Below are 19,879 nucleotides of genomic sequence, written 5' to 3' on the forward strand. Positions count from 1 at the left end.
GAGATCCAACTTGCCTACTAAGCTTGGTGTCCGCGCTTGAGCTGTCGCCGCAATTTTAGCGTCAGCGGCATACCTTTAAGCCACAAGAGCAAGGCTTCCCAGTAGATGCCCAGCACTACCTTAGCGGTCATAAGTGGATATGCAAGTAGCAGTTTCAACAGCATTGCGTCGGTCAGCGGGCGCTGTTCACCCTGGAAATAGGCGGTCAGAATACCCCCTTCCTGACCCACCAGGGTGATGCCGACAAACACCTCGTCATCCGGAGGGCGGATGGAGAAGCGGTACGTGCCCTCAAGCGTATTGAACGGCGAAACAAAGAACGCCTTCTTGGTTTCGTGCTGGATTTCATGGCCCTGGGCATCGACCGCGGCCTGATAGAAATGATGCTCGCCAAAGGTATTGCTGACCTCGTAGGCCAGAAACCGGGTGACCCCGGCGGCATCGTCGCAATAGTAGACGGTGATGGGGTTGAAGGCGAAGCCGAGCAGGCGCGGATAGGCCAGCATGCGAATGCGGGCGATCTCGCCGGCGCCGGCCGCTGCCGCCCGGGCGCGGATAAAATCGGCAATGCTGCCGCCATCGCGCGGGCCGAAATCGCTGCTCATCAGCGATACCAGATTGAACCGGTTCAACGAGAACAAGCGCAGCTTTTGATCCAGGGCTGCCAGCTGATCGAGATCGACCAGCATGGAGAACACCCGATAGCGCAGCGCGTGGCGCTTGGGACGGGCACGCTTGTGCACCACGTCGCCGACATAGAGCGCGCCAAAATCGGGCTTCTGCTGAGTTACTGCGCGGCCCATAGGCGCTGGTCTCCTTCAGCCCAGTTGTGCGCAATACGGCCACGCTGCTGGCCGACCTGCCAGGGGCGCTGGGCGGGTCCGATGCGCTCGGCCACCTCCAGCCCGGCCTGCAGACCATCCTCATGGAAACCATAGCCCATCCAGGCGCCGGCAAACCAGCTGCGCTGGTTGCCCTGCACCTGCCAAAGGTCCTTCTGGGCGGCGATCGCGGCGGCGTCGAACAGCGGGTGGGCGTAGTCGACCTCAAACTGCACGCTATCGGCCGCAAATTCGCGGTGCGGGTTGAGCGTCACGAACAGATTTGACTTGGTGGCCAGCGGCTGCAGGCTGTTCATCCAATAGGTCAGGCTCAGGCCGTCTTCGCCCGCACCGCCGCGCAGATAGTTCCAGGACGACCACAAATGTCTGCGACGCGGCATGAAGCTGGCGTCGGTGTGCAACACTGCATGATTGTTGTTGAAGCGGAAGGCCCCCAGGATATTGCGCTCGGCGTCGCTCGGATCGGCCAGCAGTGCCAGCGCCTCATCGGCATGGCAGGCAAAGACCACCTGATCGAACTGGCGGCGGCGGCCGTTGGCAAAGAAGATCTCGACGCCCTCGGCATGGCGCGCGACGGAGTGGATGCCGGCATCGAGCACGGTTTCAAACCGCTGCTGGGCGACAATCCGCTGGACATATTGCTGGCTGCCGCCCTGCACCGTGCGCCAGGTCGGGCGATTATTGACCTGCAACAGGGAGTGATTGGCGAAGAATTCAATGAAGGTCCTGGCGGGAAAATCCAGCATGCCGCGCGAAGGCGTCGACCAGATGGCCGCCGAAATGGGCAGGATGTGGTCCTGAATGAAAATACGCGAATAGCCAAATCGGTCGAGGAACTGGCCGATCGACAGATCGTCCTGGCAGGTAGCGATCTGCTGCTCGGCCTTGCGGAAAAAGCGCATGATGTCGCTGACCAGCCGCCAATGCTCGGGGCGAATGATATTGCGGCGCTGGCCAAACAGGCCATTGAGATATTCGCCGGAATATTCGCGCTGACCCTCGCCGATCGAGACGGCAAAACTCATCCACGAGGGTGCGGTGGGCACGCCGAGGTGATCGAAGAACGCTGTCAGATTGGGATAATTCTGCTCATTGTAAACGATAAAGCCGGTGTCGACGGCGATCTGGCCCTCAGGCGTCGTCGCCTCAATGGTGTTGGCGTGGCCGCCAAGCCGGGCATTCCGCTCGAAAACGGTGACGTTTTGGGTCTGGGACAGCAGCCAGGCGGCTGAAAGGCCTGATATTCCCGATCCGATAACGGCGATGGTGGGGGCAGTCATGGTCGGGTCTCTCCGTCGGGGCCTGTGCAAGATGATACGCAGGCAACAACGGGATGGATCAGCAGAAGGTTACGATCAGCCCTTGGGTTTCGCCAGATCGATCAGGCGAAACTGCACCTGTTCGCGCCCCTGATAGTGATCAATGCCCAGGCTGCCGGCAAAATGCAGGGCGCTGTCAGCGCCGCGCAGCAGCGTGTCGCCAATAGCGGTGCTGGCGGCGCGGAAGGCGATGGCCTTGAGCCGGGCCCCATCTTCGGACACCAGCGCAAAACTGATATGGCCGCCCTTGCCGACGACCTGGGCGAATTTGGCGCGGTGGGCGGGAAAGGCAAAGACCGGCCCCGGATTGCCCGCGCCAAAGGGCCCTGCCCGCTCCAGATCCTTGACCAGATCGATGCTGGCACCCCGCGCGGTCAGCGCCGCGTCAATCTTGAGGGCGGTGGCGGCGCGCGCGGCAGCCACATCAAGCGAGAGCGCATCGGCCAGATAGGCGCGGAACGGTCCGAGTTGGCCCGGACCAATGGTGATGCCAGCGGCCATGGCATGGCCGCCACCCTTGATCAGCAGGCCGGATTCGACTGCCCGGATGACAGCGCTGCCCAGATCAACGCCGGGCATGGAACGCCCTGAGCCGGTGCCGGTGCCGTCGGGATTGAGCGCAATGGCAAAGGCAGGCCGTTCAAAGCGATCCTTGAGGCGCGAGGCAATCAGCCCGACGACGCCGGGATGCCAGTTGGCGGAGGCCAGCACCAGCACTGGCGGGCCATCTCCGCTGCCAATCTCCATATCGGCGACGGCGACCGCTTCTTCGACAGCCTCGACCTCGATGCGCTGGCGCTCGGTATTGAGTTCATCCAGCCGCGCGGCGATGGCGAGTGCGTGGTGTTCGTCATCGACTGTGAGCAGTTCAGTGCCCAAAGCGGCATTGCCGATGCGACCGCCGGCATTGATGCGGGGGCCAATCAGAAAGCCCAGATGATAGGGGTTGAGCGGGCCCGACACGCGCGCCGCCAGGGCCAAAGCGGCAATGCCGTGATTGTCGCCGCGACGGGCGATTTCCAGCCCGCGCACGACAAAGGCGCGATTGAGCCCGACCAGCGGCACCACATCGCAGACCGTGCCGAGCGCGACAATGTCGAGCAGCTTGAGCAGATCGGGCAGACCGGTGTCGCCGCGCTGGCGCAGCACGCGATTGACCGCCACCAGCACCATGAAGGTGACGCCGGCGGCGCAGAGATAGCCCAGACCGGAAATATCATCGGGACGGTTGGGGTTGACCAGCGCATTGGCCTCGGGCAGCGCATGATCGGCCAGATGGTGGTCGATCACCAGCACATCGGCGCCGCGACTGCGGGCATGAGCGATGGGTTTGTCGCTGGTGGTGCCGCAGTCCAGCGTGATGATCAAGCTGGCGCCGGCGTCGATCAGCTTGTCCATCGCCCCGATATTGGGGCCATAGCCTTCAAATATGCGGTCGGGGATGTGCACCTGCGGCTTAATGCCGAAATGGCGCAGAAATCGCGCCATCAGCGCACAGGAACAGGCGCCATCGACATCGTAATCGCCAAACAGGGCAATCGATTCATGGTCGGCGATGGCCTTGGCGAGGCGATCCGCCATCTCGTCCATGCCGATCAGCGTGGACGGATCGGGCATCAGTTCGCGAATGGTCGGCTCGAGATATTTCTCGGCGTCATCGAGCGCGACCCCGCGGGCCGTCATCACACGGGCAAGGATTTCCGAGACGCCCGAGCGCTGGGCAATGGCCGTCGCGATGCGGGTGGAGCTTGCATCCAGCCGGTCGGTCCAGGCGCGGCCGGTGACCGAACGGGAAACGTCAAGAAATGGGCGCGGCGCATCAAGCATGGCTCAGGGGTAGGCGATTTGGGGCTGGTGGTCGAGGTCTCTCATTCCCTCCCCCCACGGCAGAAGGCCCCCCAAACCGGATGAGGGGCAGCCAGCACAATTACCGCGCATGCCGCGCCCTGATCCAGCGCACGGTCTGGCTCCAGGAGCGCATGACCACGGTGCTGGTCTGAACCCAGTCGCGGCGCAGCCTGACCCCTTCCAGCAAGCTGCCGTCGGTCACCCCGGTTGCGGCCACCAGCACATCCCCGGCCGCCAGTTCGGTCACGTCATAGATGCGGTTGTGATCGGTGATGCCCATGGCGATGGCCCGCTCGCGCTTGGCGGGTGTGTCCAGGATCAGCTTGCCCTGCATCTGGCCGCCAATGCAGCGCAAGGCTGCTGCCGCCAGTACGCCCTCGGGGGCGCCGCCCGAGCCAAGATAGATATCGATGCCGGTATCCTCGGTGTTCACGGCGTGGATCACCCCGGCAATGTCACCATCGCTGATCAGCTTGACCGCCACCCCGGTGGTGCGCAATTCCTCGATCAGTGCGGCGTGACGCGGACGATCGAGCACGATGGCGGTAATCTCGCTGAGCGGCACGCCCTTGGCCTTGGCCAGGGCGTTGACATTCTCGGTTGCGGTCCAGTCGATATGGACGGTGCCTGCCGGATAGCCGGCGCCAATGGCAATCTTGTGCATATAGACATTGCGGGCGACGTTGAGCAGGCCTCCGCGCTCGGCCATGGCCAGGACCACGATCGAATCGGGCTGATTCTTGGCGCACAGGGTGACGCCTTCGAGCGGGTCGACGGCGATATCGACCTCAGGCCCCTGCCCCGCACCGACAGACTGACCGATAAAGAGGTCGTCGCACTCGAGCTCCTCGCCCTCGCCAATGACGATGCGGCCGGAAATGGCAACGGTATCCAGCTCGGCCTTCATCGCCTTCACGGCGGCGTCGTCGGCAGCCTTTTCATCACCCTTGCCGCGCCATTCGGCGGCAGCCACTGCAGCGCGTTCGGTGACACGCACCAGCTCGAGCGTCAGGCTGCGATGCAGATGGGCTGGGTTCTTGCTGTCGTCGGCTTTGTTGAGTTTCATCTGTCCTCCCGGGGCTCGACTGCCCCGGCGGGGTTCAGAGCGTTTCGATCCGGATCAATTGCGGCTGTCCCACGATAAACCCGTCGGCAGCGATCTGCGCAAGCGATTCACGCACGGCTGATTCCAAAGTCTGCTGCGTGATCATCACCACAGTGCGGACTGGCGAGCCATCCGGCGCCACAGCCTTAGCACTCAAATCGGCCCGCTGGATGACGCTATCGATGGATATCCCCCGTTCGCCCATGCGGGTGGCGATACCGGCCAGTGCGCCCGGCACATCCTTGGCGCTCAGGCGAATATAGTAGCCGCCATCATGGGGGCGCACCGACGCCTCACGATAGGGCAACAACTCGTCACTGGGCACGCCGAGCGGCGGCACGCGGGTGCCCCGGGCAATATCGAGAATGTCCGAGAGCACCGATGACGCGGTGGGCGGGCCGCCCGCGCCAGGGCCAGCCAGCAGCAGTTCGTGCACATGGTCGGTTTCGAGCGCGATGGCGTTCATCACCCCGTCGACGCCGGCAATGGCACTGTCCTTGGGCACAAAGGTAGGATGCACGCGCTGCTCGATGCCGTCTTCAGTGCGCTGGGCGATGCCGAGCAGCTTGATCTTGTAGCCCAGGTCAGCGGCAACCCGAATATCGTGCTGGGTGATGCCGGTTATGCCGTCGACCCGGATCTTGTCGGGCGCCAGTTCATAGCCAAAGCACAGCGTCGCCAGAATCGCCAGCTTGTGGGCGGTGTCGTGACCATCCACGTCGAAGCTTGGGTCGGCTTCTGCATAGCCGAGCGCCTGCGCGTCCTTGAGACAATCGGCAAAGGAGATGTCCTCCTTGCCCATGCGGGTGAGAATATAGTTGCAGGTGCCGTTCATGATGCCGAACACCTTGGCGATGCGCGCCGAGCCGAGGCCCTCGCGCAGCGTCTTGATCACCGGTATGCCGCCGGCCACGGCGGCCTCAAAGCCTAGTTGGGCGCCGGTATTCTCGGCCAGCTTGGCCAGCTCGGTGCCGTGTTTGGCCAGCAGTGCCTTATTGGCCGTGACCACCGGACGGCCGAGTTCCAGCGCGGCTTTGACCGAGGCCAGGGCCGGACCGTCCTCGCCGCCGATCAGTTCGACGAACAGATCGATACCATCCGATTTCGCCAGGGCGACCGGATCATCGAACCAATCCAGACCCGAAATATCAATACCGCGATCGCGCGAGCGCGAACGAGCGGCAACGGCGGTCACCACCAGATGGCGGCCAAGCTTTTTGGTCAGTTCAGCGCCATCCTTTTGCAGGATGCTGACCAGGGTGGCCCCGACATTGCCCAGGCCGGCCACACCGACCCGCAGCGGCGGCAGCGCCGCGCCATCGCCGAAATCCTGCATCGCCTTGAGGATGCGGGTGCGGGTGTCGGAGCGCGGTTCGCGCCCCTCACGCAGGTCAAACACGAACAGCGGATCGCCGGCAACGGTGCGCCCGAAGCGGGTCGGCGTCCAGCCGCGTGCGGAGATAAAGGATTCGACGGCTTGGCGGAAAGACTGGATATCACTCATGGTGGCGACATCTGCGTAGGTAAATGCCTAGCCGTCAATAGGAGTTTAGCCAGAACCCCATATGATCCGGGCCATACCGCCCAATTGAGACAGTATGGCCCGCTTTTGAGCGTCCGAAATGGGGATCAGCCGGCCAGTGGCACCACATTGCCCGACCCGGTCTTGGAGCCCAGCAGTTTCTTGACGTTGCGCGCAGCCTGACGGATGCGCTGTTCGTTCTCGACAAAGGCCAGCCGGATATACTGATCGCCGTATTCGCCAAAGCCGACGCCGGGAGCAACGCCAACGCCGGTTTCACGGATCAGCAGCTTGGCGAATTCGAGCGAACCGAGATGAGCGAACTGCGGCGGAATCGGCGCCCAGGCGAACATGGTGGCCTTGGGTACCGGAATGATCCAGCCCGAGCGGGCAAAGCTCTCGATCATCACGTCACGGCGGAATTTGTAGATCTTGCGGATCTCCTCGACCACATCGTCAGAGCCGTTGAGGGCAGCGGTGGCCGCCACCTGGATGGGGGTGAAGGCACCATAGTCGAGATAGGACTTGACCCGCGCCAGGGCCGCGATCAGGCGTTCATTGCCAACGGCAAAGCCCACCCGCCAGCCCGGCATGGAGTAGGTCTTGGACATCGAGGTGAATTCGACCGCGATGTCCATGGCGCCGGGGACCTGCAGCACTGAGGGGGGCGGCACATCATCAAAATAGATCTCTGAATAGGCCAGATCGGAGAGGATGAAGATGTCGTTCTCGCGGCAGTACTTGACCACTTCGGTGTAGAAATCGAGCGTGGCCGTGTAGGCGGTGGGATTGGCCGGATAGTTCAGCACCAGCGCGATCGGCTTGGGGATCGAGTGCCGCACGGCCCGATCGAGCGAGCGCATGAAGTCTTCATTGGGATCGGCCGGCATCGAGCGCACGACGCCGCCGCTCATGATGAAGCCGAAGGAGTGGATGGGATAGGTCGGATTGGGCACCAGCACCACGTCGCCAGGCGCGGTGATCGCCTGGGCCATGTTGGCAAAGCCTTCCTTGGAGCCCAGCGTTGCAACAATCTGGGTGTCCGGATTGAGTTTTACGCCAAAGCGGCGGCCATAATAGCTGGCCTGGGCCTTGCGCAGTCCCGGGATGCCCTTGGAGCTCGAATAGCGGTGGGTGCGCGAATCGAGCACCGTGTCCTGCAGCTTCTTGACGATGTGTTCGGGCGTCGGCAGATCGGGATTGCCCATGCCGAGGTCAATAATGTCGACCCCTTCCGCGCGCGCCTTGGCCTTGATCGGATTGATGTGTTCGAAGACATAGGGTGGCAGGCGGCGGATGCGATGGAACTCTTCGCTCATGATTTCCTCTGCGGTCCGACAAGGACCAAACGTGGGCCACGACGCGCCGATGCAGCGCCAAACCCCATTATGGGGTCGATTATCGCGGAATTGTGGTTGTAAACGGGTTAAAGACCCGCTGGCCGCTTGGTGATGTTCGGCTCTTCCCGGCCGGTGGGGGCCATGCGGGAAGAGCTAGCGGGCGTTTGCGCCAGCCGCCGGAAGGGCGGCCGCAGCCATTGCACTGCCGGCGAGCGAAGCTCCAACCCTAGCAACAGTGTACAGAGACTGCATGTCCCTTGCCCTTCGAATGCGATTTTTGTATTGAAACCCACTATAGATAGCCGTTCATAATTCCTCGTCGAGGTATTGTAAATGGCGGGCCGGATGCCAATTTTGGGCTCCACGGCTGCCACACGGTGAGGTTAGACACTTGAAGCGCATTGCCCTTGTCACAATCGGCACGCAGGGCGACGTTCAACCCTATCTTGCTCTGGCCATTGCGCTGCAAGAGCGCGGCTACTCTGTCGTACTGGGTGCGTCCGAAGAATTTCAGGGCATGGTCGAGGGCTACGGCATCGAATTCCACACGCTGGGACCATCGATCCAGTCGTTCCTGACCCAGCAGCGATTCGAGAACGCGATGAGCCAGTCCATGCTCATCAACGGCCCTTCCCTGCTGCGGCAGGGTCAGCAGATCGTCGATACCGCCGCCCGGCATGCCTGGCAGATGTGTCAGGGCGCCGACATGCTGATCCTGAACATGAACACCAGCTTTGGCATCGACATTGCCGAGGCGCTGCATGTCCCGGCCATCATGGTGGCGTTGCAGCCGCTGAACTCGACCAGTGAATTCCCGCTCTGCATCTACTACGGCGCCGATTTCGGGCCCGCTTTCAACCGGCTGACCTATACCGCCATGACGGTGCAGCAGATCTATTACAATCTGCCGCGCAACAAGCTGCGGCGCGAGCTGATGGGGCTGGATTCGCGCAAGAAGGGTGGCTTCTTCCGCAATACCGACGGCACCTCGCTGATAACGCTGTACCCCTATTCCCCCGTGGTATCGCCACGGCCGCGCGACTGGCCCAAAAGCGCCATCGTTACCGGCTACTGGAACCTCAAGGATCGCTCGGACTGGCAGCCTTCTGCCGAGTTCCAGAAATTCCTCTCCGAGGGCGACGCGCCGGTCTATATCGGCTTCGGCTCAATGCCCTTCGGGGCCGAGCGCAATACCAGGATCCTCAAGGAAGCGGTGGCGATGTGGGGCGGTCGGGCCGTGGTGGCGCGCGGTTGGGGTGGGATCAATCCCAAAGACCTGCCCGAGACGATTTTTGCCATCGAGAAGGCGCCGCACGACAAGCTGTTCAAATATGTGTCGGCCGTCGTTCACCACGGCGGGGCCGGTACGACCTCGGCAGGGCTCCATCTGGGCCGCCCGACCTTTGTCGTGCCACAGGCCGTCGACCAGCCCTATTGGGGACGACGCGTCTATGAACTGGGCTGCGGCCCCAAACCGGTACGGCTGCGCAAGCTGACCTCGGAAATCCTGGCCGCCGCGCTGGCCGATCTGAGCAGCAATCCCGATTACCGCCGCAACGCCAGCGACATAGCCGAACAGCTGCATGCCGAAGACGGTACCGACAAGGCCATCAAGGTGATCGAACGCGTGATGGCCAACTATGTGCCGCGCGTCAGCAAGGTCAAGCCTGTCAAGAAGGTCAAGCAGACGCTGAAAAAGGTGGGCTAGCGCATGCCACCGTTTCGCTGAAACGGCGACATCGCTGCAGGTCTTTGATGGGTCGGGCTTCGAGGCGCAAGACTGGCGCCACTTTTGCTGAAACGCTTCAGGCTTGTTGGCGTGCGTTCGCTCCAAAATAGAAAAGGGAGGCTTTCGCCTCCCCCTTTTTTTGCAGGTTCAGAGTGAGCCGGTCAGGCAGGCACGGCCTCATTGACGTCGAGGGCATCAATGCTTCCGGCCCGGTCATAGACCTCCTGATTGAGGATGCCCTGACGCTTGGCAACGATGGTGGGTACCAGCGCCTGGCCAGCCACATTGACCGCGGTGCGACCCATATCGAGGATCGGATCGACGGCCAGCAGCAGGCCGACGCCCTCCAGCGGCAGGCCCAGCGTGGACAGGGTCAGCGTCAGCATGACCACGGCGCCCGTCAGGCCTGCCGTGGCGGCCGACCCCAGCACCGAGACAAAGACGATCAGCAGATATTCCTGCAGGCCAAGCTGAATACCGAAGAACTGAGCGACGAAGATTGCCGCGATCGCCGGATAGATGGCGGCGCAACCATCCATCTTGGTAGTGGCGCCCAGGGGCACAGCGAAGGCAGCATATTCACGCGGCACGCCCAAATTCTGCTCGGTAACGCGTTCGGTCATCGGCAGCGTGCCAATCGAGGAGCGCGAAACAAAGCCGAGCTGGATCGCAGGCCAGGCACTCTGAAAGTAGCGGATCGGGTTGAGGCCATTGGCCTGCAGCAGGATCGGGTAGACCACGAACAGCACCAGAGCCAGGCCGATATAGATGGCGCCGGAGAACCAGCCGAGTTGGGCCAGCGCGTCCCAGCCATAGACGGCCACGGCATTGCCCAGCAGGCCGATGGTGCCGATCGGTGTCAGGCGGATCACCCACCACAGGATTTTGTGGATGATTTTGAGAAATGAGCGATTGAACGCCAGGAAGGTGTCTACCGCGGGGCCGACACGCAGCGCCGCAACACCCACGACAATGGCAACCACCAGGATTTGCAGCACGTTGAAGTTCAGGCTGGTGCTGGCCGAGCCATCGGTGACGCGGGTGGACGCCTGCAGGCCCAGGATGTTGGCGGGAATCAGTCCCTTGAGGAAATCCAGCCACGACCCCGACGAGGACGGCAGGCGGGCGGCCTCAGCGGTGACGCCTGTATGCAGACCGGGCTGGATGAGCAGCCCAAGCGCAATGCCGATGGACACCGCGATCAACGCGGTAATGGCAAACCACAACAGGGTCTGCCAGACCAGTTGCGCGGCATTGTTGAGCTCACGCAGATTGGCGATGGAGGCGACGATGGCAGTAAACACCAGTACGGGCACCAGGGCACGCAATAGCGACACGAAGGTCGAGCCGATGGTGGCCAGCGTCAGGCTCAGCCAATTGGCGTTGCCGGCGACATCAGGGCCCATTTGCCGGGCAATCAAGCCGAGGATAAGGCCGACCACCATGGACGCCAGAACCTGAAAACCGAAGGTGCTGTAGAAGGGTTTTGCCGGGCGCGGCGGCCGGGCAGCAGAGAGTGTTGTGGGAGACATGGTGCACCTGTGACCTGCCGGAACGTCCGCCCACTTGCTGGGCAGATCGCCGACTAATTAGGCAACACCCTACGTCTTTGACAGGATGTGCACAGCACATGGCATTCCAAATGTTAGCATATGGTGAGAAAATCCTGCCGGCCGCAACCGCTCCCGGGCAATTGCTGTGCGAGCTCGCTAACTAGTTGCGCGCCAACAGAGATATCAGTGCGGCGACCAGCGCAGGGGCCAGCATTGCAACCGCAAAGCTGATCACCAGCACACCGATGCCGACATCGAACCAGGCCAGCGCCAGCAGGGTTACGCCGGCCAGAAAGGTTGTGGTGCCCGCAGCGCGATGCACCAGCCTCCAGGCGCGATCCGAAGCAATGGGCCAGGGCATGCGCAGTCCGGCATAGGTGTGCCGCTCCGCCTCAAACAGCACGACACCAAGCAGCAGCAGCGTTGCGCCCAGTCCGAAGCCGGTGAGACGAACAATATCGAGATCGGAGCCGACCCCGACCAGCAACAGCCCGAGTTGGGTCGCAGCGACAATCGCCAGCAGCAGCGTCAGGGCCGGATCGAGAATGTGCTGGGTCTTGGCGAAGTGGTTCTTGCTGAGCAACCGCCCGATGACAAAAAAACCAACCAGCAACGCCAGCGAGACGGTCGGTCCCACAGCCAGGGCGATATCGCGCGGCCATTGCCAGACCGGGGTGCCGCCGGACCAGAGGGCGACAAAACCGAAGTCGGCCGGCACCCGCAGCACCGCCACGCCGGTTATGGCAATGGTGACGGCAGTCAGCAACAGGTGGAAGCGGGTGACGAGGCTGTTCATGGCGCTGAGATAGGTGAACCGGCCGACAATGTCAGCGGGCAGAGACCACAATAAATAATGCTGACGCGGCAGAATGATCGCAGGCACCACATGCAGCAAAGGCAAAAAGGGGCCGGTTTCCCGACCCCTCTGCAATTTTTGGCAGTTCCAGCTTAACGCTTGGAGAACTGGAAGGACTTGCGGGCCTTGGCCTTGCCATACTTCTTGCGCTCGACAACGCGGCTATCGCGGGTCAGGAAGCCACCCTTCTTGAGCACTGGGCGCAGGCCCGGCTCGAAGAAGTTGAGAGCCTTGGAGATACCGTGACGCACGGCGCCGGCCTGACCGGACAGACCGCCGCCGGCTACCGTGACGACAACGTCGTACTGGTCGGTGCGTTCGGTTGCCACGATTGGCTGCTTGACGATCAGCTGCAACACGGGACGCGCAAAATATGTGGCGAACTCACGGCCATTGACCGTGACAGTGCCCTTGCCTGGCTTGATCCAGACGCGGGCAACCGCGTTCTTGCGCTTGCCGGTGGCATAGGCACGACCCTGGGCGTCGAGCTTCTGAACGTGCACCGGTGCGGTGTTGACGACAGGAGCGACGGTGGTGGTGCCGAGGTCTTCGAGGGAGTTGATGGTTTCGGCCATATTACTTCACCCGCGCATTTTTGGGGTTCATCGCAGCAACGTCCAGCTTTGCCGGGTCCTGCGCTTCATGGGGATGCTCGGCGCCAGTGTAGACGCGGAGATTCTTCAGCTGCGCACGGGTCAGCGGGCCGCCCGGCATCATGCGGCGAACGGCGTTCTCGAGCACGCGCTCAGGAAAACGACCTTCGAGGATCTCGCGGGCCGTCCGGTCCTTGATGCCGCCAGGGTGGCCAGTGTGCCAATAGAACTTGTGCTGATCGAGCTTGCGACCGGTCAGCTTCACCTTGTCGGCATTGATGACAATGATATTGTCGCCCATGTCCATGTGTGGTGTGAAAGTTGGCTTGTGCTTGCCGCGCAGACGCGAAGCAATGATCGAAGCAACGCGACCCACGACGAGGCCTTCGGCATCGATCAGGATCCACTTCTTTTCGATCTCGCTCGGTTTTGCCGAGTAAGTGCTCATGCTTGAATTCCCTAAATTCTTGGGGTGATCAACCCTCTCCTGAGGAGAAAGCGTCACGTTCGCTGGCTCGTTTATGCGGTATTCCTGCAGGCGTCAACAGCTTTGAATTTAATCAATGAAATCAAAGCATTACAATTGAGGTATTATGTTACCACAATCAACGCGTGACACGAGCGGCCCGCTGCATATCGGCGATGTAAGCCAAGGTAACACCCGCCAGCATGAAGGCCAGCGCCTGGTGGCCGACGGCCAGCGAGGTGGGCACAGCCATGAGCAAAGTGCCAATGCCCAGAACGACTTGCAGCAGCACCAGCAGACCAATGCGCGGCAACCAACCATGCACGCCGGAAAACCCACCGGCTGCACGCTGCTGCCAGATCAGTACAGCCAGATAGGCCAGGATGACATAGGCCAGGGTGCGGTGGATGAATTGCACAGTCAGGGCATTTTCAAACAGGTTTTTCCAGAACGGTTGCATAACACCGAGACCATTGGGGACCAGCGCGCCATCCATCAGTGGCCAGGTGTTGTAGCTCATGCCCGCATCAAGACCGGCGACAAATGCCCCTGCCCCGATCTGAAGGATAACCAACACCAGCAGCACGACGGCCGAGCCGATATTGCGGCTGGGGTCAACGCCCGAAATGCGACCAGGCTCTAGTGATCGCGGCACATAAACCAGGGCAATGAACAGCAGGCAAGCAGCGGTCAGGTGCGCGGCCAGGCGATATTGCGAGACCGAGGTGAGCACGCTAAGGCCGGACGAAACCATCCACCAGCCCAGCAAACCCTGAAAACCACCGAGCAGGAACAGCCCAAAAAGCGGCCAGGCCAGTTGCGGGGTGAAACGCTTCTGCACCAGGAACACCAGAAAGGGCACTAGGAAAGCCACCCCCAGCAGGCGTCCGAGCAGGCGGTGCACGAACTCCCAGAAGTAGATGAACTTAAAGTCATCCAGGCTCATCCAGCTATTGTTCACTTCATATTGCGGGATTTGCTTGTAGGCATCGAACTCGGCCTGCCACTGCAGATCGTTCAACGGCGGAATGGTGCCGGAGATCGGCTTCCAACTGGTGATCGAGAGTCCAGAACCGGTGAGCCGGGTGATGCCGCCGACCACCACCATGAGCAGGACCAGCCCCGCCATGGCATAGAGCCAGATGCGCACCGGCCGGAGCCGATCACTGGCATAGTTGATTTGGCTGCGTGCGGCATTGTGGACGGTGGTCACGGCATTTTCCCAGTGTCGATCAACGGGTCAGAGTGGTATGCCCGACCGAGTTCTCCTGCAATAGGCGCAATGCCGCACATGACCCAGCGCAACCGCAAATTGATCGGTGTCTTCCTCATTCTGGGGTCTATCATCGCATGGCTATCGATTTTTACCTCGGTTTATCTGGCGTTTCCGCCCGACCTGCCGATCTGGATCCTGATGCCCTATTTCATCGTCGCAGGCATGGGTTGGCTATATCCGGCGATGGCTATTATTCGCTGGATGGCCAAACCGGACGCCTGATTAACCGGTTAGTTTTCCCAACAGCGAGAATATCGCTCCTGTCGCGAAAACATCGACATAACGGCGAGATTGAAAGTAACCGTTGAGCGAGATCCGCGGCAGGGCGTGGGGACTCTCGGCGTGGTGCTCGTACAGCCCACCGGGACGCGTCGTGACCCCTGAGGCAAAGCCAATTTCGCGGGCAAGCGCGAATTCGCGCTGCCCCGCCGACAAGGGACCACCCAGCGGATAGGAAATATGGGCTGGCCGCTGCCCGAACTGGGACTGAATAATGTCGGCCGACTTGGCCATTTCGTTGCGAGCCTGGTCCAGTGGCAATTTGGCCAGTTCGTAGTGATGGACAGTGTGGGCACCTATGGTGCAGAGCGGCTCCCCGGCAAAATGGCGCAGTTCGGGCCAGTCCATGATCAGATCCCGACATTGCTGATCCAGATCGTAGCCATAATCGGCGGCAAACTTGCGCAGCAGAACGATGCGCTGATCTTCCGGCATCTGGCGCATCTGCCAGTAGAGGGCGTCGAAGGCTGACTGCTTCTGCCGCGTGGTTCTCGTGTCGACGTAGTCAGTCTCTTCCCCCGAAGTCAGGGCGATCGCCTCCTGGCGGGTGATGATGTCCTCAATGGCCTGCCACCATAACTCCCCCACCCCATCCACCAGCGCGGTGGGGACGTAGAGGGTAAACGGCGCCTCCTGCCGTTGCAGAATGGGCAATGCGTATTTGAGATTGTCCTTATAGGCATCATCAAAGGTCAGAACCACGAAGGGGCGGGGTTTGGGGGGTGCAGCCAGGCGCACAAGCGCTTCGTCAAGGCTGACAATGTCGATGCCCAGGTCACGCACGCGCTCGATGACATATTCAAGAAAGCTCGGCTCGACCTGCAGAATAGCATTCGGCGAGAAGTCGGCGGGTGTATCGGGAAGTACCCGGTGTAGCGTGAAAATCACGCCGCGCGATCGCGACAGGAGCCGCACCAGGCCTGGCAGGCGCGCCAGCCAGATGAGCTCGAACATGGTACGAATGGCCGCATATTTGGCAGACATTGCGGGCTCCGATCAGGCGGCGACGCGCGCCGGTCCCCGAGCCACCTCGACGGTCTTGAAGCCGGCTTCGAGCAATTGCGCCCGGCTGTCAGCCACCGCATCGCTGTCGTCCTCGACATCGGCAACCAGAACCACCCGGCCATTCATCCCGGCGAACATGGGCAAAGTGGAATTCATGCCTACTCGTCCCGTTAGCAGCACCACAACTTCGTAGATGTCACCCAAAGCCTCGACCAGCGTCACCGGCTTTTTGGACTGACGTTGCAGTGATTGGGTCCGTCCCCAGGGGATTTCGGCAAAGCTGTTATCCGCAGATTTATGGACCACGTCACCAAAGCTGGCTACGTCGCCACTCAAATCTGACAGCCCGAGCTCCTCGCTGATACGAGCGCTACCCGCATCGACCAGGGCGACACTAAGCCCGCGTCCAAGCGCTTCAGCGACGAGTTCTTCGGCTACCGCCTCGCATTCGGCATGGCGACGATGTGCCGCCAGCAGCACCAGATGGGTCCGACCCAGCCCAACATCGGCGGCCAAGGTGGACATACTGAGGAGATCGGGAATGGCCTCCGCTGGTGCCGGGGCCACAGCAGGTTGGGTCCGCTCAAGCGCCGACTCGGCGACTAGTGCAGAGATGAAGTCGGCCGCCACGGAGCGCGTCGCGCGTGTCGATTCCGATGCAACATCGGGTTCAAACTCAAGCGCAGGGCGTCCGACCAACGGTTCATCAACGATAGGCTCGAGTACGTCGCTATCGTGTCTGGTCTCGGCCAGGGTAAATTCGTTGTCGTCGCCGATCTCGGTGTCGAAATTGGTGTTACCGGTGTCGGATGCGACCTCGTATCGCTGGTCGGGCTCCAGTTCGGCTTCATTGAACGGCACTTCCTCAAGTTCGTCCTGCGACCCTTGGTGCGGTTGAATGGCAATAATGGCGCGACCGGACACCATTTCGAGAAAGACGACCAAGCCAATTTGAGCGAACAGCGCCACCACGCCAACGGCAACCAGAATCATCGAGGTCTTCGGTGAGGCCGGCGATACTGATGGTGCAGCAACGCTGACGACACGAACATCGGGCAGAGCCGAGTTGGTTTCCGTGCGTGATGAGGCTTCGTTGTAGCGCTGCAGGTAGCTTTCCAGCAGGTCGCGCTGGGCCTTGGCATCGCGCTGCAGAGCATCAAGGGTCACCGTGTCCTGGGTCGCCGTCGATGCAGAGACTTTGGCGCTGGACAGATTGGCTTTCAGCGACGCTTCCAAATCAGACTCGATCTGGGCTTCAGCATCAAGGGCATTGGCCACACGACGCCCCTCAAGGGCAATCTGACTATCCAGTTCGTCGATCTGGGCGGTCAGCGCCCGGATGGTGGGATGGCTGGCCAGTAGCGTTGCGGAGCGCTGGGCCTTCTCCCCTTGCAGTCGTGCCTTTTCCTCGCTCAATCGCTGAATAACCACCGAGTCACGCACATCGGCAACACCAGCGATGGACTGACCCCGTTCAAGCATGCCCCGGATAAGCTGCGCCCGTGAAGCTGCGGTATTCTTGCGTTCCTGTGCCGCACTGATCTGCCCGGCAATGGTAGAGAGTTGCTGATCGAGCAGGCTGCCATTGTTGGCACCGGTGAACAAATCATTGCTGACCTTGTAATTGGCTACGGCGGTTTCGGCATCCTTGACCACGACTTCCAGCCGGGCAATTTCGTCACGCAGCCATCCGGACGCGTCGGCAGTATCGGACAGCGAAAGCTGAGCTCGGCGCGCCACATGGGCACTGGCAATAGCATTGGCAATGTCGGCGGCGCGCTGCGGGTCTGTGGAGAGGACCTGTACCGAGAACAGCCGGGAATCGCGCTCCTGACTGACCGTGAGCTTGTCGTAGAGATTTTTGAGTACGGTCTCGTCGATACTGGTTGGCGTCGTCTTGCGACCCAGCAACTGACTGATGAGCGCCATCGGCGAATAGCCGCTCCCATCGCCGCCGTTGAACTCCGGCACGGAACGCAAGCCTTGTTCATCAATGACGCGCATCAACGTGTCACGCGACTTGATCAACGCGATTTGACTGGAGACAACACCCGGCTCTCCTCCCGTCAGCGACGGCGCCTGCTCATTTGGAGCGCGCGTATACACATTGCTGCGCGACTCCACGAGAATGGACGCCGAGGATTCGTACTGTCGAGGCACGAACATGAGCAGGACAAAGGTCGCAGCCAGCAAAACCAGCGTCAGCACGATGATGCGCGGCAGGCGGCTGACGATCGCGCTGAGCACCGCACCAATATCGATCCGCGTATCGAGCGCGGCTGTTGACTCATAGGTCATTGCTATTCCTCTTCAGATACAGCGATTTATGGCGCTCGCGTGGTAAGTATTTGGTTAAGTAGCTCGCACGTTGCGCGAATTCATTGCAGGTCGAAGGGGTTTATTAACCACGCGACGGCAACAGTGGCGCCACCTCAAACGCGCGGGATTTTGGATGCGCTGGCTACCCTTGCTTACCCTTGCCTTAATGCTGCCGCTCGCAGCATGCGCCACCACGCGCCCAGCGACCTATTTGGTGGAAACCAAGGGTCCTTATCAGCTCGATACCGGAGACGCAGTGCGTGTCACTGTCTATGGAGATGCTGACCTGAGCGCCACCTATCGCGTCGATGATAGCGGCGCGGTGGCATTCCCCTTGGTCGGCCCCGTGCAGGTGCGGGGCAATACCACCAAAATGGCCGCCGGCAATATCGCGGCAGCACTGGCCAATGGCTATATGCGCGACCCCGATGTTGCGGTTGAGGTGGCTGAATATCGCCCCTTCTTCATCCAGGGTGCGATCAGCAAATCCGGCCAGTTCCCCTATGTCTTCGGCATGACCGTACGCGCGGCGATCAGCACAGCCGGTGGATTCACCGATACGGCCGACCGGCAGACTGCCGTAGTCTATCGCCGCCAGGGCGGTCAGATGGTCAAGGGTAGCGTCAATCTGGATTTCCCGATCTTCCCGGGCGACACCGTCGTGGTGCCTGAACGCTGGTTCTGACGGAGGCCGGCATGACGGCACGCAAGCTGCGCATCCTGCAGGTCATGCGGGCGCCGGTGGGGGGCTTGTTCCGCCATGTCGCGGACCTCACTCGCGCGCTGTCAGCACATGGGCATGCAGTGGGCCTGGTAGTCGACAGCCTGGCCAGCGACGCTCAGACCGAATCTCGACTGACCGAATTGGCGCCCCATGCAAGCCTGGGCATTCACCGCTTTGCCATGCCCCGTTTGCTCGGTAGCGGTGATCTGGTTACCCCGTTGGCGATCCGCCGGCTGGCGCTCAAGCTGGGGATTGACATACTGCACGGTCACGGCGCCAAGGGCGGGTTTTATGCCCGACTGGCCCGATTGGGCAACAGCAAGGCCGTCGCAATTTATACCCCGCATGGCGGGGTGCTGCACTTCGACAAGGCGTCGCTCTCGGGCCGGATATTCCACGGGTTGGAGCGCTGGCTGATGGGGCAAACGGGCGCGATCATATTCGAAAGCCAATATGCGCAGGCGACCTATGCTGCGCTGATCGCCCCCCCCACCTGCCCTACAATGGTGATCTACAACGGTTTGTCGCTCGACGAATTCGTGCCGGTGCACCCCGATGCTGATGCGGCCGATTTTGTGTTCATTGGCGAACTGCGCAAGCTCAAGGGCGTACATGTGCTGATCGAGGCGCTGCCGGCCCTGAGACGAGCCGATGGTCATCCGGCGACGCTGGTGATGGCCGGGGCCGGCGGCAGCCGAGATGCCCTACTGGCCCAGATCGCCCGTCTGGGACTGACTGATCGCGTCAGCCTGATCGGCGCCCAGCCGGCTCGGCCCAGCTTGGCTCGCGGACGAATTGCCGTCGTGCCCTCCCTCGCCGAATCGCTGCCTTATATTGTGCTTGAGGCGGCAGCGGCACAGCTACCGGTGATCGCCACCCGGGTGGGCGGCATTCCGGAGATTTTTGGGCCGACGGCAGCCAGCCTCGTGCCGGCCAATGATGTGCAGGCTCTGCACGAGGCGATGCAAATGGCGCTGGACAGGCCCGACACGGCCCAGGCGGAGATGCGGGCCCGGCTCGAGTACATGGTCGAACGCTTTGCCCTGGCGGGCATGGCAGGCGAGATCGAAGCACTCTACCGTCGTTTGGCCGTGCAGCGTTAG

At 61.5% G+C, this 19,879-nt stretch carries 17 protein-coding genes; 4 read left to right on the forward strand and 13 right to left on the reverse strand.

Features of this window, described 5'->3' with window-relative positions; all coding sequences use genetic code 11:
- Positions 1-17 precede the first annotated feature (17 nt).
- The 6 genes from ABFY71_RS00930 to ABFY71_RS00955 all read right to left on the reverse strand — a co-directional run bounded on the left by ABFY71_RS00930 (position 18) and on the right by ABFY71_RS00955 (position 7,955).
- The gene (locus ABFY71_RS00930) at positions 18-803 is read right to left on the reverse strand and encodes a DUF1365 domain-containing protein (RefSeq protein WP_347944283.1); all 786 of its coding nucleotides are present in this window, start codon (positions 801-803) and stop codon (positions 18-20) included.
- Entirely contained in the window at positions 788-2,122 is a 1,335-nt protein-coding gene (locus tag ABFY71_RS00935) for an NAD(P)/FAD-dependent oxidoreductase (RefSeq protein ID WP_347944284.1), read from the reverse strand. The genes ABFY71_RS00930 and ABFY71_RS00935 overlap by 16 nt, the downstream gene beginning before the upstream one ends.
- Positions 2,123-2,197: 75 nt before the next feature.
- Positions 2,198-3,988, reverse strand: a complete 1,791-nt coding sequence (recJ, locus tag ABFY71_RS00940) for a single-stranded-DNA-specific exonuclease RecJ (protein ID WP_347944285.1) — start codon at positions 3,986-3,988, stop codon at positions 2,198-2,200.
- A gap of 100 nt (positions 3,989-4,088) precedes the next feature.
- Positions 4,089-5,075: a class II fructose-bisphosphatase gene (gene glpX, locus ABFY71_RS00945; protein ID WP_347944286.1), complete on the reverse strand. Its 987-nt coding sequence runs from the start codon at positions 5,073-5,075 to the stop codon at positions 4,089-4,091.
- Between the two features lie 34 nt (positions 5,076-5,109).
- Positions 5,110-6,450 carry a homoserine dehydrogenase gene (locus ABFY71_RS00950; RefSeq protein WP_305583023.1) on the reverse strand — a complete coding sequence of 447 codons (1,341 nt, stop codon included), beginning with the start codon at positions 6,448-6,450 and terminating at the stop codon, positions 5,110-5,112.
- 293 nt (positions 6,451-6,743) lie between these two features.
- Positions 6,744-7,955, reverse strand: a complete 1,212-nt coding sequence (locus tag ABFY71_RS00955; RefSeq protein ID WP_305582982.1) for an LL-diaminopimelate aminotransferase — start codon at positions 7,953-7,955, stop codon at positions 6,744-6,746.
- A gap of 412 nt (positions 7,956-8,367) precedes the next feature.
- Here ABFY71_RS00955 and ABFY71_RS00960 point away from each other — a divergent pair, with 412 nt between their 5' ends.
- Positions 8,368-9,684, forward strand: a complete 1,317-nt coding sequence (locus tag ABFY71_RS00960) for a glycosyltransferase (protein ID WP_347944287.1) — start codon at positions 8,368-8,370, stop codon at positions 9,682-9,684.
- Between the two features lie 182 nt (positions 9,685-9,866).
- Here the strand turns inward: ABFY71_RS00960 and ABFY71_RS00965 are convergent, their stop codons facing one another.
- The 5 genes from ABFY71_RS00965 to ABFY71_RS00985 form a co-directional block, all read right to left on the reverse strand.
- Positions 9,867-11,237, reverse strand: a complete 1,371-nt coding sequence (locus ABFY71_RS00965) for a dicarboxylate/amino acid:cation symporter (protein ID WP_347944288.1) — start codon at positions 11,235-11,237, stop codon at positions 9,867-9,869.
- Between the two features lie 181 nt (positions 11,238-11,418).
- A complete protein-coding gene (locus ABFY71_RS00970) occupies positions 11,419-12,105 on the reverse strand; it encodes an SdpI family protein (RefSeq protein WP_347944289.1) in 687 nt (228 codons plus the stop codon).
- Positions 12,106-12,206: 101 nt separating this feature from the next.
- The gene (gene rpsI, locus ABFY71_RS00975) at positions 12,207-12,689 is read right to left on the reverse strand and encodes a 30S ribosomal protein S9 (RefSeq protein ID WP_305582990.1); all 483 of its coding nucleotides are present in this window, start codon (positions 12,687-12,689) and stop codon (positions 12,207-12,209) included.
- Between the two features lies 1 nt (position 12,690).
- Positions 12,691-13,155: a 50S ribosomal protein L13 gene (rplM, locus tag ABFY71_RS00980; RefSeq protein ID WP_305583025.1), complete on the reverse strand. Its 465-nt coding sequence runs from the start codon at positions 13,153-13,155 to the stop codon at positions 12,691-12,693.
- 157 nt (positions 13,156-13,312) lie between these two features.
- Positions 13,313-14,386, reverse strand: a complete 1,074-nt coding sequence (locus tag ABFY71_RS00985; RefSeq protein ID WP_347944290.1) for a COX15/CtaA family protein — start codon at positions 14,384-14,386, stop codon at positions 13,313-13,315.
- 78 nt (positions 14,387-14,464) lie between these two features.
- Here ABFY71_RS00985 and ABFY71_RS00990 point away from each other — a divergent pair, with 78 nt between their 5' ends.
- Positions 14,465-14,671, forward strand: coding sequence for a DUF2842 domain-containing protein (locus ABFY71_RS00990; RefSeq protein WP_305582994.1), 207 nt, complete (start codon positions 14,465-14,467; stop codon positions 14,669-14,671).
- Here the strand turns inward: ABFY71_RS00990 and ABFY71_RS00995 are convergent, their stop codons facing one another.
- Both ABFY71_RS00995 and ABFY71_RS01000 read right to left on the reverse strand, forming a co-directional pair.
- The gene (locus tag ABFY71_RS00995) at positions 14,672-15,712 is read right to left on the reverse strand and encodes a polysaccharide deacetylase family protein (RefSeq protein WP_347944291.1); all 1,041 of its coding nucleotides are present in this window, start codon (positions 15,710-15,712) and stop codon (positions 14,672-14,674) included.
- A gap of 12 nt (positions 15,713-15,724) precedes the next feature.
- Positions 15,725-18,031, reverse strand: coding sequence for a GumC family protein (locus tag ABFY71_RS01000; protein ID WP_347944292.1), 2,307 nt, complete (start codon positions 18,029-18,031; stop codon positions 15,725-15,727).
- A 187-nt stretch (positions 18,032-18,218) separates the two neighbouring features.
- Between ABFY71_RS01000 and ABFY71_RS01005 the strand changes: the two genes are divergently transcribed.
- Positions 18,219-18,737 (forward strand): polysaccharide biosynthesis/export family protein, encoded by a 519-nt coding sequence (locus ABFY71_RS01005; protein ID WP_347944517.1) that lies wholly within the window; start codon positions 18,219-18,221, stop codon positions 18,735-18,737.
- Between the two features lie 11 nt (positions 18,738-18,748).
- Entirely contained in the window at positions 18,749-19,879 is a 1,131-nt protein-coding gene (locus ABFY71_RS01010) for a glycosyltransferase family 4 protein (RefSeq protein WP_347944293.1), read from the forward strand.

The organism is Devosia alba (genome assembly GCF_039938915.1).
In the GTDB taxonomy this organism is placed as follows: Bacteria; Pseudomonadota; Alphaproteobacteria; order Rhizobiales; family Devosiaceae; genus Devosia; species Devosia alba.

Excerpts from the sequence above, each read along its gene's own strand:
- ABFY71_RS01005 (WP_347944517.1), top strand. The coding sequence starts at position 18,219 with ATGCTGCCGCTCGCAGCATGCGCCACCACGCGCCCAGCGACCTATTTG.
- ABFY71_RS00955 (WP_305582982.1), bottom strand. The coding sequence starts at position 7,955 with ATGAGCGAAGAGTTCCATCGCATCCGCCGCCTGCCACCCTATGTCTTC.
- ABFY71_RS01000 (WP_347944292.1), bottom strand. The coding sequence starts at position 18,031 with ATGACCTATGAGTCAACAGCCGCGCTCGATACGCGGATCGATATTGGT.
- ABFY71_RS00930 (WP_347944283.1), bottom strand. The coding sequence starts at position 803 with ATGGGCCGCGCAGTAACTCAGCAGAAGCCCGATTTTGGCGCGCTCTAT.
- ABFY71_RS00935 (WP_347944284.1), bottom strand. The coding sequence starts at position 2,122 with ATGACTGCCCCCACCATCGCCGTTATCGGATCGGGAATATCAGGCCTT.
- rplM (WP_305583025.1), bottom strand. The coding sequence starts at position 13,155 with ATGAGCACTTACTCGGCAAAACCGAGCGAGATCGAAAAGAAGTGGATC.
- glpX (WP_347944286.1), bottom strand. The coding sequence starts at position 5,075 with ATGAAACTCAACAAAGCCGACGACAGCAAGAACCCAGCCCATCTGCAT.
- ABFY71_RS00990 (WP_305582994.1), top strand. The coding sequence starts at position 14,465 with ATGACCCAGCGCAACCGCAAATTGATCGGTGTCTTCCTCATTCTGGGG.
- rpsI (WP_305582990.1), bottom strand. The coding sequence starts at position 12,689 with ATGGCCGAAACCATCAACTCCCTCGAAGACCTCGGCACCACCACCGTC.
- ABFY71_RS00995 (WP_347944291.1), bottom strand. The coding sequence starts at position 15,712 with ATGTCTGCCAAATATGCGGCCATTCGTACCATGTTCGAGCTCATCTGG.
- ABFY71_RS00950 (WP_305583023.1), bottom strand. The coding sequence starts at position 6,450 with ATGCAGGATTTCGGCGATGGCGCGGCGCTGCCGCCGCTGCGGGTCGGT.
- ABFY71_RS00965 (WP_347944288.1), bottom strand. The coding sequence starts at position 11,237 with ATGTCTCCCACAACACTCTCTGCTGCCCGGCCGCCGCGCCCGGCAAAA.
- ABFY71_RS01010 (WP_347944293.1), top strand. The coding sequence starts at position 18,749 with ATGACGGCACGCAAGCTGCGCATCCTGCAGGTCATGCGGGCGCCGGTG.
- recJ (WP_347944285.1), bottom strand. The coding sequence starts at position 3,988 with ATGCTTGATGCGCCGCGCCCATTTCTTGACGTTTCCCGTTCGGTCACC.